General features: G+C 46.4%; 13 protein-coding genes. 11 read left to right on the top strand and 2 right to left on the bottom strand.

The genetic code is table 11. The features are described from left to right. Positions 1–4 precede the first annotated feature (4 nt). The 3 genes from AC50X8_RS08745 to AC50X8_RS08735 all read left to right on the top strand — a co-directional run bounded on the left by AC50X8_RS08745 (position 5) and on the right by AC50X8_RS08735 (position 1,942). Positions 5–409: a hypothetical protein gene (locus AC50X8_RS08745; RefSeq protein ID WP_494862965.1), complete on the top strand. Its 405-nt coding sequence runs from the start codon at positions 5–7 to the stop codon at positions 407–409. A 297-nt stretch (positions 410–706) separates the two neighbouring features. After that, entirely contained in the window at positions 707–1,123 is a 417-nt protein-coding gene (locus tag AC50X8_RS08740; protein ID WP_494862963.1) for a DUF4279 domain-containing protein, read from the top strand. Between the two features lie 411 nt (positions 1,124–1,534). Next, complete coding sequence (locus tag AC50X8_RS08735) at positions 1,535–1,942, top strand: hypothetical protein (RefSeq protein WP_494879359.1); 408 nt, start codon at positions 1,535–1,537, stop codon at positions 1,940–1,942. 164 nt (positions 1,943–2,106) lie between these two features. Here AC50X8_RS08735 and AC50X8_RS08730 read toward each other — a convergent pair whose 3' ends face one another. Further along, complete coding sequence (locus AC50X8_RS08730) at positions 2,107–3,429, bottom strand: dicarboxylate/amino acid:cation symporter (RefSeq protein ID WP_494862959.1); 1,323 nt, start codon at positions 3,427–3,429, stop codon at positions 2,107–2,109. A gap of 115 nt (positions 3,430–3,544) precedes the next feature. Then, positions 3,545–4,585 (bottom strand): DctP family TRAP transporter solute-binding subunit, encoded by a 1,041-nt coding sequence (locus tag AC50X8_RS08725; RefSeq protein WP_494879358.1) that lies wholly within the window; start codon positions 4,583–4,585, stop codon positions 3,545–3,547. Positions 4,586–4,691: 106 nt separating this feature from the next. Here AC50X8_RS08725 and AC50X8_RS08720 point away from each other — a divergent pair, with 106 nt between their 5' ends. The 8 genes from AC50X8_RS08720 (at position 4,692) to AC50X8_RS08685 (ending at position 14,950) form a co-directional block, all read left to right on the top strand. Beyond that, a complete protein-coding gene (locus tag AC50X8_RS08720; protein WP_494879356.1) occupies positions 4,692–6,284 on the top strand; it encodes an ATP-binding protein in 1,593 nt (530 codons plus the stop codon). Further along, positions 6,281–7,138, top strand: coding sequence for a response regulator (locus AC50X8_RS08715; protein ID WP_494879354.1), 858 nt, complete (start codon positions 6,281–6,283; stop codon positions 7,136–7,138). The genes AC50X8_RS08720 and AC50X8_RS08715 overlap by 4 nt, the downstream gene beginning before the upstream one ends. 103 nt (positions 7,139–7,241) lie before the next feature. Then, positions 7,242–8,660 (top strand): NAD-dependent malic enzyme, encoded by a 1,419-nt coding sequence (locus tag AC50X8_RS08710; protein ID WP_494879352.1) that lies wholly within the window; start codon positions 7,242–7,244, stop codon positions 8,658–8,660. 298 nt (positions 8,661–8,958) lie between these two features. Next, positions 8,959–10,239 (top strand): class II aldolase/adducin family protein, encoded by a 1,281-nt coding sequence (locus AC50X8_RS08705; RefSeq protein WP_494879350.1) that lies wholly within the window; start codon positions 8,959–8,961, stop codon positions 10,237–10,239. Between the two features lie 603 nt (positions 10,240–10,842). Beyond that, complete coding sequence (locus AC50X8_RS08700; protein ID WP_494879348.1) at positions 10,843–11,745, top strand: hypothetical protein; 903 nt, start codon at positions 10,843–10,845, stop codon at positions 11,743–11,745. After that, the gene (locus AC50X8_RS08695) at positions 11,699–11,845 is read left to right on the top strand and encodes an RHS repeat domain-containing protein (protein ID WP_494879696.1); all 147 of its coding nucleotides are present in this window, start codon (positions 11,699–11,701) and stop codon (positions 11,843–11,845) included. Before AC50X8_RS08700 ends, AC50X8_RS08695 begins: the two co-directional genes overlap by 47 nt. A gap of 43 nt (positions 11,846–11,888) precedes the next feature. Then, positions 11,889–14,765 (top strand): carbohydrate binding domain-containing protein, encoded by a 2,877-nt coding sequence (locus AC50X8_RS08690; protein ID WP_494879346.1) that lies wholly within the window; start codon positions 11,889–11,891, stop codon positions 14,763–14,765. 5 nt (positions 14,766–14,770) lie between these two features. After that, positions 14,771–14,950 carry a hypothetical protein gene (locus AC50X8_RS08685; protein WP_494879345.1) on the top strand — a complete coding sequence of 60 codons (180 nt, stop codon included), beginning with the start codon at positions 14,771–14,773 and terminating at the stop codon, positions 14,948–14,950. Positions 14,951–14,969 lie beyond the last annotated feature (19 nt).

Raw genomic sequence — 14,969 nt, 5'->3', positions numbered from 1 at the left:
GAATATGAATGTTAATTTCGGTGACATAGTTGCAGGCGAGCGAGTAGGGAAGTATAAATTGGGGAGTAGTTTGGAGGAATTACTTGAAGTGATTGAATCTCCTTATGTCATATCAGAGAGCTCGAATACAATAAATATAGATATAGATAATATTCACTTCTTTGTATCGAAAAAAACGGGAGAATTATCAACGATAACTGTATTTGGTGATTATAAAGGGAAATACTTAAGTAAGATTTGCATAGGTTCAACATTAATGGATTTAGAGGATTTAGATATAGTAGATTTAGAGTATGATTCAATGGAAAACGAATATAATATGCAAGGTCTTACATTTTGCTTTTCATTAAAAAATGAACAGGGTGAAAGGTTTTTAGAGTATATGGTAATATGGAAATCGATAGAATGACATTCAGCTAAATTACCACTCTCATTATTATGTGTTTGATTATAATATTCTAAGATAATTTCACATGAAATAATCCGACCACATGCGAGTGTAAGCTCCGTGTGGTTTCTTTTTGTTTATAATATCAGATACTGCACTTCTTATTCGATTTATTGCATAGAATTGCTCGATATTTCATCTTTTCTCACGATTGAATCTGAAAGGTGAAGTTGGAAAACGTGGGGATGATAACTTCACATGGAAAGAACTTCAGGAGATAGCTAGACAATTTGTCGAAAAATAAGGAGGGTGTAACTATTGAGTTTTATTTCTGGAGCTTGCTCATTAATAATTAGAGGCGAGAACCTAAACAAAGAAAGTATTTCCGAAGGATTGAATATCAATCCATCAAATTATACGTTCAAAGGACAAACTATCAACAAGACAAAATACAAAGCACCTAAGGACGTTTGGAGTTATAAGATAGAAATTGAAAATAACGAGTCTCCAAACACTATTCTGCATAAACTTGTTTCAGAGTTACAGCAATCTGAAAAATATATCTCCGAAACATCCTTCGAAAATATTTGTATTCGGTTATATCTACAATCTGATTTGGCTCAAATGTATTTTGAATTACAGCCCAGTGTTTTAAACGATTTAGCAAAATTAAAAATACGGTTTGAAGTTTCAATATTGTCTTGGGGAGGGGTGGAGGATGAAGTTACCACATAAACCCTACACAGGAGTATCAGCCATGAGCTATCAACATCTTACCACAAGAGAGCGAAGTCAGCTAGAATTGCTGCATCAATTGGGATGGTCGGCTAGAGCGTATGCCTTGTAGAGCGCTTAACCGCTCTACAAGGCATAAAGATTTATTTTGCTGATCCGTATTCATCCTAGCAGCGAAGTACAAATGAAAATGCAGACTGACTGCTAAGAGAGTGTTTGCCAAAGGCTTTGGTTTTGTAGATGTTTCAGAAGAGGACTTAACGTGCGCTTTGTTTCTCCTGAATAATCGACTACGAAAATGTCTGGGATGGAAAACACCATACGAAGCTTTTAGGGTTGAAGTGTCGCACTTAGATTGACAATCCGCCATGAATTTGAAGAGAGGTTAGCACATATTGGGGAGGTTAGATGATGTTCAGTTTGAATTACTATTTGCATTATGATACATACCCCAAAGTTGGAATTGGACCGTTTCAATTAGGGAATCATAAAGCTATAGTCGATTCCTATGTTGAATTTCAATATTCCATCGTTACTTATCATGATTATATTGCTTATGAATCTGAATCCATTACATTATGGTTTTCAATTGATCAAGAGGAACTTATCTGCATCTCTGTTGAAAAGAATTTCAGTGGTAAGCTATCTAACGGAATTGGATTAGGCTCAACGCTTACGGAATTAAAACGAATTTATTCTAGGGAGTTAGTCTACGACGTTATAGAAGATGAGTATTCTATAAACGGAGCAAGGTTTATTTTTGGCCCATTAGATGAACTTGGTGAAGAATATCTAGAAATGATCTTGATCATAAAATAATGAACAGATTGGATTTTCCAGCAACATGAATATGAAATTGAAATGATAAACCGAGCTATATGTATATTGATTGTTTCTACTATCTAAAAAAAGCGCAGTTTCCCTGTATTTGCAGGACGCTGCGCTTTTTTATGCTTTTGTGAGCAAGTTAGTTGGGGACCAGCTTAAGACTGCTCCGCAGCAGGCTTCACCAACTTACCAGCGAGACTTGTGCTTGCAGTAGTAGGCTCAACTTTCGCGGCTACAGGCGCTTCCGGCGCGCCGCCTGGATGAAATTCATTTTCCATTTTGGCGACGACGACGGTTGCGACGCCGTTGCCGATCAGGTTCGTGATGGCACGGGCTTCGGACATGAAGCGGTCAACGCCGAGCAGCAGCGCCATGCCAGCGACGGGAATGCTCGGGAATGCGGCAAGCGTTGCTGCCAGCGTAATAAAACCGGAGCCCGTAACGCCTGCGGCTCCCTTAGACGTTAGCATCAGTATGCCGAGCAGCGTAATTTGCTGCCACAGCGACATCTCAACGCCGGAGGCTTGGGCGACGAACATTGCGGCCATGGACAAATAAATCGCCGTACCGTCAAGGTTGAACGAGTAGCCGGTTGGAACGACGAGCCCGACGACCGGCTTGGAGCAGCCGTATTTTTCAAGCTTATCCATCATGCGCGGCAGCGCCGATTCGGAGGATGAAGTGCCAAGCACGAGGAAGATTTCATCCTTGATATAACGGATAAAGCTGAAAATGCTAAAGCCATAAAAACGGGCAATCGAGCCAAGCACAATAATAATGAACAGCGCCATCGTAATATAGACGGAGCCCATCAGCTTGCCCAGCGAGGTCAGTGAGCCAATGCCGAACTTGCCGATGGTGTAGGACATAGCGCCGAAAGCCGCAAGCGGCGAAAGCTTCATAATCATATTGACGATGCCGAAAAAGCCATGCGACAGCTTGTCAAACAGCTGGATAACGGGTTTTGCCGACTCGCCCATCGCCGTTAGCGACAAGCCGAACAAAATTGCGAATAGGAGAATCGGCAGCAAATCGCCGCCAGCCATGGCCGAAATGACGTTATCCGGAATAATGCCGAGAATAAAATCAACCATGCTGTGGCTGGACTGGGCAGCTGCGTCGGTGTACTTCGTAATGTCGCCGCTCGCCTTGCTGGCATCAATGCCTGCGCCCGGCTTCACGATATTGACGACGAGGAGACCGATCGCAAGCGCCACCGTCGTCACAATTTCAAAATAGAGCAGCGCTTTGCCGCCGATGCGGCCGACTTTTTTCATATCGCCCATATTGGCAATGCCGTTTACGACGGTGAAAAAGACGATGGGCGCAATAACCATTTTGATCAGCTTAATAAATCCATCAGCAAGCACTTTCATTTTCTCGCCAAACTCCGGGAAGAAATGGCCGAATAAAATACCAACAACGATAGCACACACGACTTGGACGGTTAGGTTTTTCAGGTTGAATTTCAGCTTCATGAGGAGGTCCCCACTTTCTTTTATCAAAATGAAAACGCTTTATTTTCGTTTGCGTCCTCATTGTAAAAGAAGGAGAGCCCCTGTCACAAGCATACGGTCATATTGTTCGTTTTGGTTATTTTGGTCGCGCGATTTCATTCATCAGCGGTTCCCCGATAATCTCGCGGTATTGGTCATAAATCGGCAGAAAAGCCTGTACCCATTGCGCACGCTCCTGCGGAGTTAGCGTATGAATGTCAATATCCTTCAATTGCTTGAGCTGGCGAAGCTGCTGCTCCTGCATGGCTGCTGTATTTTGCTTCATCCACTCGGTTGTTTCTGCAAGCGCGCTTTGCAGCTCGGCCTGAATGCCCGGGGGGAGCCCGTCCCAGAAGCTTTCGTTGAACATGACGCCATAGCCGAGATAACCATGATTGCTAATCGTCATATAATGCTGCGTCTGGTAAAGCTGCTTCGTAAAAATGTTGGAAATCGTATTTTCCTGTCCATCTACAGTGCCTTTCTTTAAGCTTGCAAATACTTCGTTGAAGGGAATTTTGCTTGTAGTGGCACCTAGTGCCTGAAACTGGCTGACCAGCACGTCGCTTGGCAATATGCGAAAATTCAGCCCTTTAAAATCCTCGGGAACCCGCAGTGGACGGACGCTGTCGGTCATTTGCTTGAAGCCGTTGCTCCAGAAGGCAGCACCCTTTATATGATGCCGCTCCATTGAGGCAAATAAAAGCTCGCCTAATGTGCCATCAAGCGCCGAATCGACGGCATGCTGATCAGCGAAAGCAAACGGCAGGTCCATAATGAGCCAAGCGGGGTCAATAACGCTGAGATTGGAGTAAGCCGGCGCAATCATTTGGATATCACCACGTTTGAGTGCCGCGACCTCCGTATCCTCGGTATACAGCATGCCGTTCGGAAATACTTGAATTTCGACGGCGTCATTGGTCTTTTCTTTCACGAGCTTGGCGAAATGGCTTGCCGCCAGTCCTTTCGGTGTATTTTCCGCGACCACATGGCTGAATTTAATGACGATCCGCTCTTTCAGTCCCGTCTGTTCATCATCAAAGGGCAGGGAACGAGTCGCCTCGGGACGAAAGCCGAACAAAATGGCCGCCAGCAAACCAACAGCAATAAAGCTGATTATTCCGATTGCGGTTTTCATTTTTGAACCACCTCCCTTTGGCCAGATTAGCAGCGTTTGCCGCAGTTGCTATTTTACCCTCATTATTTCACAATAGAGAAAAAACGTAAAATACGGAGGAGAAGCGATGCTTAGCCGCCTGCGAATTTATTGGAAAATGATTTTACTATCGTTTGGACTCGTTCTCCTCTCGCTGCTTATCGGTGGCATTGTCGTCATTGGGAGCGTCACCCGCATGAAGGAGGACGAGCTTAAGCAGCGGCTGCTGATTACGGCCCGCACCGTTGCCGAGCTGCCGAGCATTAAAAATCAGATCAATGAACCGGATAGCGCAAGCTGGATTGCGCCTGTGGCGGACAATATCCGCATCATCAACAATGTGGCGTATGTCGTCGTGCTGGACATGAACCGGATGAGGCTTTCGCATCCATTGGCGGCGAGGATCGGCGGCAGGTTTGAATCATCGGATGCGGACGCGGCGTTTGCCGAGCACACGTATATGTCCAAGCTGAAAGGGGAGGCGGGCGTTGCGCTGCGCGCTTATGTCCCGATTATGAATGAGGCGCATGAGCAGGTAGGCGTCGTCGTGGCCGGCGGGCTGCTGCCTGGGCTGGCGAAGCTTATTGAGGAGCAGAAAAGCTCGATTGCGCTTACGCTGCTGATCGCTTTATTGTTTGGGATTTTCGGGTCTGCGCTGCTTGCCCGCCATATTAAGCGGCAAATGTACAATTTGGAGCCGCATGAAATTGCCCGCATGTATGGGGAACGCTCGGCGGCTTTTCAGGCGATGCATGAAGGGGTCATTGCGATTGACCGCCTTGAGCGGATTACGATTTTTAATGAGCGGGCAAAGCAGATTTTCAGCGTATCCCGCGACGTAGTGGGCTTGCCAATCCGTGAAGTGCTGCCGGATACGCGGCTGCCGGAAATTATGGAGCTGGAGCGGCCCGTGTTCAATCAGGAGCTGCGAGTGGGCAATGCGCTGATCTGGAGCAACCGCATTCCAATTCGTGAGCAGGGAAAAATGATCGGGGCCATCGCGATTTTTCAAGATCGGACCGAGGTGGCGCGAATGGCAGAGGAATTGACGGGTGTGCAGGAGTTCATCGATGCGCTGCGGGTGCAAAATCATGAGCATAGCAACAAGCTGCATACGATTGCCGGGCTGCTTCAGCTGGATAAAAAAGAGCAGGCGCTCCAATATGTGTATGATATTTCCGGTCAGCAGGAGGAACTGATGCAGTTTCTTCATCAGCATATTGCCGATGACAGCCTGGCGGGCCTGCTGCTTGGCAAAATCAGCCGGGGCAAGGAGCTGGGCATTCAAGTTAAACTTGATCCTCATATGGAGGTAAAGCAATTCCCCGCCATGCTGGATCAGCATGATATGGTGCTGCTTATCGGCAATTTGATCGAAAATGCTTTTGATGCACTGGCACAAGTAGAACGTGGCCAAAAGGAAATTTATGTTAGTATGGAGCAGGATGAAGAACTGCTGTCCATTCTTGTTGAAGATAATGGCTGCGGCATGACAGAGGAAGTACAGGCTCGTGTGATGGAGCGGGGCTTTACGACGAAAGGCAGCGATAATCGCGGCATTGGACTGTATTTGGTGGCCAGCATCGTGGATAAGGGCGATGGGGAGCTGCGCATTCAGTCGGAGCTAGGAAGCGGCACGGCTATAGAGCTAACATTTCCAATGGGAGGAGCTGGCGGATGAACGTGAAAGCGGAGGACAAGGACAAGGTGCATGACGGACGCTTTTTCAAAGTGGTGTTAATTGAAGATGATCCAATGGTGCAGGAGGTGAACCGCCAGTTTGTCGAGCAAGTAGACGGTTTTCAGGTCGTGGGCATTGCGGGGAACGGGCAGGAGGGCTTGCGTCTCATCCGTGAGCTTGCGCCGGATTTGGTGTTTCTTGATGTTTTTATGCCTGCGCTTGATGGGATGGCTGCCCTGCGGGAGCTGCGTTCGGCGGCAATGCCGGTTGACGTTATTGTGGTAACGGCGGCGAAAGATCCGGAGACGATTCGCGAAATGCTGCGCGGAGGCGCGATGGATTATATTATTAAGCCGTTCAAGCTGGAGCGGATTCGCCAGACATTGGAGCGTTATCGTGACCGCCACGAAAGCTTGGCAGCAGAAGATGCTGTTACCCAGGATGAGCTTGATCGAATGCTGCTGAGTGGGGAAAACTGGGTGCAAGGGCAGAAGCACGGTTATGGGCAGCAGGAAGCTGGGCAGGCTGGACAAACAGGGCCAGCAGGACAAGTTGGACAAGCTGAACAAACAGGACAAGCAAGGCAAGCCGGACTTGCTGGGCTGGATGAGCAGCAAAGCAGCCTGCCGAAAGGTCTTAATGCGGCTACATTGCGGCAAATCGTCGAGGTCATGCATCGCTTGGAGGGTGGGGTTTCCGCGGAGGAAGCAGCCGAGGGAATCGGTATCGCCAGAGTGACGGCACGGCGTTACTTGGATTTTTTGGAGAAGAGCGGTTATGTGAAGCTGGAAATCAACTATGGCGGGGTTGGGCGTCCGATCAATCGCTACGTATTGCAGCAAAGACCAAAATGACCAAAACCAACAATATGGTCAAAAGCTTCCCACGTTTTCATGTAACCGTTAACATGAAGGCAAATAGCAAGCGCATAAGCGTTTGCATGGGAGTGTGGTCAGGATGGCGGTGCCAGCAACGGGAAGCACGAATATCGTACTGCGTTTGGAAATGGACAAGGAAACGTCAACCTTTGGACGGATTGCTACGGCAATTGGGGAAGCGGGCGGCGACATTGTAGCCGTTGACGTCAGCGGGACAAGCAAAACATCGACGATTCGTGATGTGACGGTCAATATTACGGATACGCAGCGCAAAGAGTTAATTGTAAGCGTATTAAATAAGTCGCCGGGCGTAAAGGTGCTTCAGGTATCGGACCAGACCTTTCTTATGCATTTGGGCGGCAAAATCGAAGTAACGCCAAAAATGACGATTAAAACGCGCGATGATCTATCGCGAGTGTACACGCCGGGCGTGGCGAATATATGCATGGCGATTCATGAAAGCCCGAAGCGGGCACACTCGCTCACGATAAAAAGAAATACGATTGCCGTCGTATCGGACGGAACCGCGGTATTAGGGCTCGGCAATATCGGCCCGCTCGCAGCGATGCCGGTCATGGAGGGCAAGGCGATGCTGTTCAAACAGCTCGCGGGAGTCGATGCTTTCCCGATCTGCCTCGATACACAGGATACGGAAGAGATTATTGCGACCATTAAGCGCATTGCCCCCACATTCGGCGGCATTAATCTCGAAGATATTTCGTCGCCACGCTGCTTCGAAATTGAAAGGCGTCTCATTGAGGAGCTGGATATTCCGGTATTCCACGATGACCAGCATGGTACAGCTGTCGTGCTGCTCGCAGGCCTTATTAATGCGGTCAAGCTGGCAGACAAGCAGCTCGCAGATTGCAAGGTTGTGCTGTGCGGCGTAGGGGCGGCAGGAATTGCCTGCACGAAGATTTTGTTAGCAGCAGGTGTGCGGAACATCATCGGGGTTGACCGTGACGGCGCACTCGTGGCTGGTAACAGCTACGAGCATGAAGCGTGGAGTTGGTATGCGGAGCATACGAATCCGAACCGGGAGCAGGGCAAGCTGAGTGAAGTCATTGCGGGCGCAGATATTTTTATCGGCGTATCGGGGCCGGGCGTGCTGAAGGCTGATGATGTTCGCAAAATGGCGAAGGATGCCATTGTGTTCGCGATGGCGAATCCAACGCCGGAAATTACGCCGGAGGAGGCGGAAGGCCTTGTGCGCGTCATTGCGACGGGACGGTCGGATTATCCGAATCAGATTAACAATGTATTATGCTTCCCCGGATTGTTCCGCGGCGTATTGGACTGCCGGGCTTCGCGGGTGACGGAGGAAATGAAGCTCGCTGCCGCCCAAGCGATTGCTGCGGTGGTTACCGAGGATGAGCTGAATGAATATTACATCATTCCGAGCATTTTTAATCCGAATGTAGCGGATCGCGTCAAAGAGGCGGTCATTGAAGCGGCTTATGCTTCAGGCGTTGCCCGCAGGCGGGAGCGTAAGCTGTAGTTTGTAATTGGTGAAAGTGTTGGATATGGGACAATGATGTATATAGATTTGTATATAGATTTGTATATAGATTTGTATATAGATTTGTATATAGATTGAAAAGTGGGAATGCTTCGGGGCTATCTATGAACCTGAGGCATTCCTTTTTGACGTGTAAAGCAAGATGATACGCTGCTGGACGCCGCTTTATTTTTGCGAGAAAAGGTTAAAAGATATGTAAGAAAAGTCACTTTCAAAAACAAACAAAAGTAATACAATATAAACAAAGATATTGAATGCAAAAAAGGGGGACACGCACATGGAATTCACCTTATTACATCCTTCCGATCAGCTTGTCATGATGATGGAGCGCATTTACGGTTATGGGATGACGACGACCTCAGGCGGCAATTTATCGATTTTGGACGATAACGGCGATCTTTGGATTACGCCTGCGGGGATCGACAAGGGAGAGCTGACGCGTCAGGACATCGTTTGTGTGAAGGCGGATGGTACGATTGCGGGCAATCACAGGCCATCGAGCGAATACCCGTTTCATCAGATGATTTATCGCAGAAGGCCGGATATTCGGGCGGTTGTTCATGCACATCCACCTGCACTTGTGGCGTTCAGCATGGTGCGTAAAGTGCCTAATGTTCGTCTGCTGCCGAATGACTATTTGATCTGCGGCGAGGTAGGCATAGCGAAATACGGCTTGCCGGGAAGCGCGGAGCTGGGCGAAAATATAGCGGACGTATTCAGCGAAGGGCTGAACACGATTATGCTGGAAAATCACGGTGTTGTTGTAGGCGGCCGCGATTTATTTGAAGCCTTTCAAAGATTCGAAACGCTGGAATATTGCGCGCGCATGGAAATTCAGGCGAACCGGATTGGCAAGCCGGTAACGTCGCTGGCCGATCAGCTGGCGGATACGCGCGAGGTGCTGCTGGAGGAGTTTGTACCGGATTTTTACAGCAGTGAGGAGAAGGAAGCACGCCGGGAGATGTGCAAGCTTATTAAGCGTTCTTACGATCAGCGGCTGTTTACGAGTACGCAGGGAACGTTTTCCCATCGGGTCGGTGAAAATTCCTTCATTATTACGCCGTTTAATCAGGACCGTAAATATGTGGAGCCAGCGGATCTCGTGCGTATTGACGGTGGAAAGAAAGAGGCAGGCAAGGTGCCAAGCCGCTCGGTACAGTTTCACCAGCATATTTATGAGACACAGCCGCATGTAAATTCGGTTATTATTGCCCATCCGCCCAACATTATGGCGTTTGCGGTTACGGAGGAGATGCTGGATTCGCGGACGATCCCGGAAAGCTATATTTTGCTGCGGAATATTCCGAAGCTTCCGTATGGGGATTTGTATACGAAGCCGCAGGAGGCGGCGCAGCTTTTTCAGGAGAATACGCCCATCGTCATTGCCGAAAATGACTGTGTCATCGTCACCGGGCAAAGCCTGCTGAACGCCTTCGACCGCCTGGAGGTCGCCGAATATAGCGCGAAGGCGACCATATCAGCGAAAAACATTGGTGCTATTGTGCATATGGAGCAATCGCGTATTGTGGAGCTGGAGCAGGCTTTTGGGTTGAAGTAGCAGGATGCTAGGTAGATAGACATGACATAGTAGAAATTGTCCAGTCCATGAATTTGTGGAGTGGGCTTTTTTATGCTCCCTTGCCATTTCAGTAGAAAGTCATGAAAATTCAGATAATAACACTGCAATAGTAAGCTCAAAGATACTAGTTCAGTTTTTAATCTACCTAAGTAGTTACAATAATTTATTAGAAAGTTGCGGGTTTTTCGCATTAACTCTAAAAATCATTTAATACTCTTTTAAAATTTAATTGATTTTTATTTTAATCGACAATAAATCTGTTTAATTGACAAAAAAACTGATTAATCGACAAAATACCACCGTTTCAAAAGATGAGATGGTGACTTATGATTGTTGAGGAAGTTATTGTTTCCATAAGTTAGGACGCTTATCTATGGCTCTAAACAATTTGGTACATGGAGAGAGAATTAGCCGGATCCCTCGAGAAACGTTTTCTTTCCCCAAAGAATTTAAAATTCAAAGCAGTAATAATGCGGTATCTGCTAATTGTCTTCAGATTACCTAAATAACCTCAGGAGTGTGAATGTATTGAAAAGAACTAGATAACTAATTTATTTGCTACAGACCGTCTTTTTTATTTTTATGCTAAGTATTAGTCAGATTAAAGCATTTGCAGCAGAAAATATTATCACGCCTAGAGAAACATTCGAGAGTGGGGCTTATGCTGGCACCAGCTATATTCCGATCTATGGAACGATTACTAGCGATCCACAAAAAGTAGTGAATGGGAGATACTCGGCATTATTAAGCTCTCTTCCGTCAGAAGTCTGGAAAGAATTTAATTATACAGATTCAAGTAAAGTTAAATTCGAGAAGAATACAACCTATTCTGTTACTTTCTCCTATAAATCAATAGAGATGAATCCCTCAGATGCTAATCGCTTTTTCTACTTTCTAGCTCGAAGCACTGATAATGATACTCAGGAGGACAAAGGATATACCTCTTGGACGGATGAAGTCGGGAATAGCGGAATCAGAACGATGACTTTTACAACAGGAAATAAAGAGAATTACTATTTAATCTGGGGGATACATCAAGGCGGGGCTCTATCGTTGGATGATATCAAAATCGAGAAAGTCAGTGAATCCTTTGAGCAAGGATCTTACAGCGCAACCAACTTTTTTTCGGTATCCGGAATAATTACTAGCGATCCTTCAAAAGTAGTCAGCGGATCATACTCCGCCTTCTTAAGTCATACTACAGCCAATGGAGGAAAAGACTTCGCAAGCACGGATATTAACAAAGTGAAATTTCAGCGCAATACGACCTACACCGTGAGCTTTGCTTATAAAGCAGTAGATATGCAGCCTGGTGATATCAATCGTTATTTTTATTTTACTGCCCGTGGAATAGATAATACTGAAATGCAAGGCTGGACCACATGGAACGATGTTACAGGCACCAAAGGAATGAAAACCGTAACTTTCACAACGGGAGATCAAGATAATTACTATCATTCGGCAATTAACAACCTATCAATATGATGATAATGGAAGATTAGTTCAAATTAGATTGCCGGATAATCAAGTTATTAGATACTCTTATGATCAGAACGGAAATTTAATAACTACCAATGTGGATTGAAAAGTTTGAAAGATTGGGATTTGTAAAATGAAGGAGAAAAATGATGCTAAGAAAATCAGCCTTTTTGTTTATTTGCTTAATAATAGTTTTTATATTAGTTATTCCAGTTGTAGGAGCGAAATCAGGAACAAATTATATTTATAACAAAAATGGGCAGCTAGTTGAATTAACTAATTCGAACGGTACCATTGAGATGAAATACGATAGAAATGGGAATTTACTGAGTAAATCAATGATCGATAATCTATTATCTAATTCTGGGTTTGAGAATTATTCGGGTTCCGAGAATGCAGCAGATGGCTGGGATCGATATATGGCGTCAGGGGTCACGGGAACTTACGAAATCATCACCGCAGCGGTAGCTGAAGGACGACAAGCACAGAAACTAACGGTAACCTCATTTCCGAATACTGGAGATGGTGCGAATGTCTCACAGGTGATGTTTATGAAAGGCAGTCAAAATTATAACGTAAAAGGGATGCTGAAGCTGTCTAACATGAAGGATGCGAAGTTCTCCGTGATTGTGTTCTTTTATGATGGGAATAATCAGTTGATCGAGGGGCAAACGCCTGTCGAGTATACCCAAAACACTGCAGATTGGGCAACGTTTTCTGGAAATATCACCGCCCCAGCTAATGCAACCTCAGCACGGGTGCATCTTCACTTAAGCGCAACTGCCAGCAATGCCCAAGGCACGGTATATCTGGATGGAGTAACCGCCAACTTACAGGAAGAGGCTAATCTAGTGTTCAATGGTGGTTTTGAATCAGATAAAAGAGAAGATGGGGGAGCAGATGGCTGGGATCGGTATATGGCGTCAGGGGTCACGGGAACTTACGAAATCATCACCGCAGCAGTAGCTGAAGGACGACAAGCCCAGAAACTAACGGTAACCTCATTTCCGAATACTGGAGATGGTGCGAATGTCTCACAGGTGATGTTTATGAAAGGCAGTCAAAGTTATAACGTAAAAGGGATGCTGAAGCTAGCTAACATGAAGGATGCGAAGTTCTCTGTGATTGTGTTCTTTTATGATGGGAATAATCAGTTGATCGAGGGGCAAACGCCTGTCGAGAATACCCAAAACACTGCAGACTGGGCAACGTTTTCTGGAAATATCACCGCCCCAGCTAATGCAACCTCAGCACGGGTGCATCTTCACTTAAGCGCAACCGCAAGCAATGCCCAAGGCACGGTATATCTGGATGGAGTAACTGTTACCTTACAGGAAGAGGCTAATCTAGTGTTCAATGGTGGTTTTGAATCAGATAAAAGAGAAGATGGGGGAGCAGATGGCTGGGATCGGTATATGGCGTCAGGGGTCACGGGAACTTACGAAATCATCACCGCAGCAGTAGCTGAAGGACGACAAGCCCAGAAACTAACGGTAACCTCATTTCCGAATACTGGAGATGGTGCGAATGTCTCACAGGTGATGTTTATGAAAGGCAGTCAAAGTTATAACGTAAAAGGGATGCTGAAGCTAGCTAACATGAAGGATGCGAAGTTCTCTGTGATTGTGTTCTTTTATGATGGGAATAATCAGTTGATCGAGGGGCAAACGCCTGTCGAGTATACCCAAAACACTGCAGACTGGGCAACGTTTTCTGGAAATGTCACCGCCCCAGCAAATGCAACCTCAGCACGGGTGCATCTTCACTTAAGCGCAACTGCCAGCAATGCCCAAGGCACGGTATATCTGGATGGAGTAACCGCCACCTTACAGGAAGAGGCTAATCTAGTGTTCAATGGTGGTTTTGAATCAGATAAAAGAGAAGATGGGGGAGTAGATGGCTGGGACCGGTATATGGCGTCAGGGGTCACGGGAACTTACGGAATCATCACCGCAGCGGTAGCTGAAGGACGACAAGCACAGAAACTAACGGTAACCTCATTTCCGAATACTGGAGATGGTGCGAATGTCTCACAGGTGATGTTTATGAAGGGCAGTCAAAGTTATAACGTAAAAGGGATGCTGAAGCTAGCTAACATGAAGGATGCGAAGTTCTCTGTGATTGTGTTCTTTTATGATGGGAATAATCAGTTGATCGAGGGGCAAACGCCTGTCGAGTATACCCAAAACACTGCAGACTGGGCAACGTTTTCTGGAAATGTCACCGCCCCAGCAAATGCAACCTCAGCACGGGTGCATCTTCACTTAAGCGCAACCGCAAGCAATGCCCAAGGCACGGTATATCTGGATGGAGTAACTGTTACCTTACAGGAAGAGGCTAATCTAGTGTTCAATGGTGGTTTTGAATCAGATAAAAGAGAAGATGGGGGAGCAGATGGCTGGGATCGGTATATGGCGTCAGGGGTCACGGGAACTTACGAAATCATCACCGCAGCAGTAGCTGAAGGACGACAAGCCCAGAAACTAACGGTAACCTCATTTCCGAATACTGGAGATGGTGCGAATGTCTCACAGGTGATGTTTATGAAAGGCAGTCAAAGTTATAACGTAAAAGGGATGCTGAAGCTAGCTAACATGAAGGATGCGAAGTTCTCTGTGATTGTGTTCTTTTATGATGGGAATAATCAGTTGATCGAGGGGCAAACGCCTGTCGAGTATACCCAAAACACTGCAGACTGGGCAACGTTTTCTGGAAATGTCACCGCCCCAGCAAATGCAACCTCAGCACGGGTACATCTTCACTTAAGCGCAATGGCAAGCAATGCCCAAGGCACGGTATATCTGGATGGAGTAACTGCGACCTTACAGAAAGATACTAATCAAGTGTTCAATGGTGGTTTTGAATCAGATAAAAGAGAAAATGGGGGAGCAGATGGCTGGGATCGATATATGGCGTCAGGGGTCACGGGAACTTACGGAATCATCACTGCAGCGATACCCGAAGGACGACAAGCTCAGAAACTAGCTTTCCCAATATTGGAGATGGTGCGAATGTCTCACAGGTGATGATTATGAAAGGCAGTCAAAGTTATAACGTAAAAGGGATCATGAAGCTGGCTGACATGAAGGATTCGAAGTTCTCTGTGATTGCGTTCTTTTATGATGGGAATAATCAGTTGATCAAGGGGCAAACGCCTGTCGAGAAAACACAAAACATTGAAGAATGGGTAATATTTTCCGAAGAATGTTAGTTTAGAAAAGGATGGGTAG

The organism is Paenibacillus sp. JT22N15, assembly GCF_059383755.1.
The sequence above is the reverse complement of the archived record's forward strand: the minus strand, read 5'-3'. Positions and strand labels throughout refer to the sequence as shown.

What these genes read in the sequence shown, in the direction of transcription:
- AC50X8_RS08700 (WP_494879348.1), top strand. Translation starts at nt 10,843, where the DNA reads ATGCTAAGTATTAGTCAGATTAAAGCATTTGCAGCAGAAAATATTATC.
- AC50X8_RS08725 (WP_494879358.1), bottom strand. Translation starts at nt 4,585, where the DNA reads ATGAAAACCGCAATCGGAATAATCAGCTTTATTGCTGTTGGTTTGCTG.
- AC50X8_RS08685 (WP_494879345.1), top strand. Translation starts at nt 14,771, where the DNA reads ATGAAAGGCAGTCAAAGTTATAACGTAAAAGGGATCATGAAGCTGGCT.
- AC50X8_RS08710 (WP_494879352.1), top strand. Translation starts at nt 7,242, where the DNA reads ATGGCGGTGCCAGCAACGGGAAGCACGAATATCGTACTGCGTTTGGAA.
- AC50X8_RS08690 (WP_494879346.1), top strand. Translation starts at nt 11,889, where the DNA reads ATGCTAAGAAAATCAGCCTTTTTGTTTATTTGCTTAATAATAGTTTTT.
- AC50X8_RS08715 (WP_494879354.1), top strand. Translation starts at nt 6,281, where the DNA reads ATGAACGTGAAAGCGGAGGACAAGGACAAGGTGCATGACGGACGCTTT.
- AC50X8_RS08735 (WP_494879359.1), top strand. Translation starts at nt 1,535, where the DNA reads ATGTTCAGTTTGAATTACTATTTGCATTATGATACATACCCCAAAGTT.
- AC50X8_RS08730 (WP_494862959.1), bottom strand. Translation starts at nt 3,429, where the DNA reads ATGAAGCTGAAATTCAACCTGAAAAACCTAACCGTCCAAGTCGTGTGT.
- AC50X8_RS08745 (WP_494862965.1), top strand. Translation starts at nt 5, where the DNA reads ATGAATGTTAATTTCGGTGACATAGTTGCAGGCGAGCGAGTAGGGAAG.
- AC50X8_RS08720 (WP_494879356.1), top strand. Translation starts at nt 4,692, where the DNA reads ATGCTTAGCCGCCTGCGAATTTATTGGAAAATGATTTTACTATCGTTT.
- AC50X8_RS08705 (WP_494879350.1), top strand. Translation starts at nt 8,959, where the DNA reads ATGGAATTCACCTTATTACATCCTTCCGATCAGCTTGTCATGATGATG.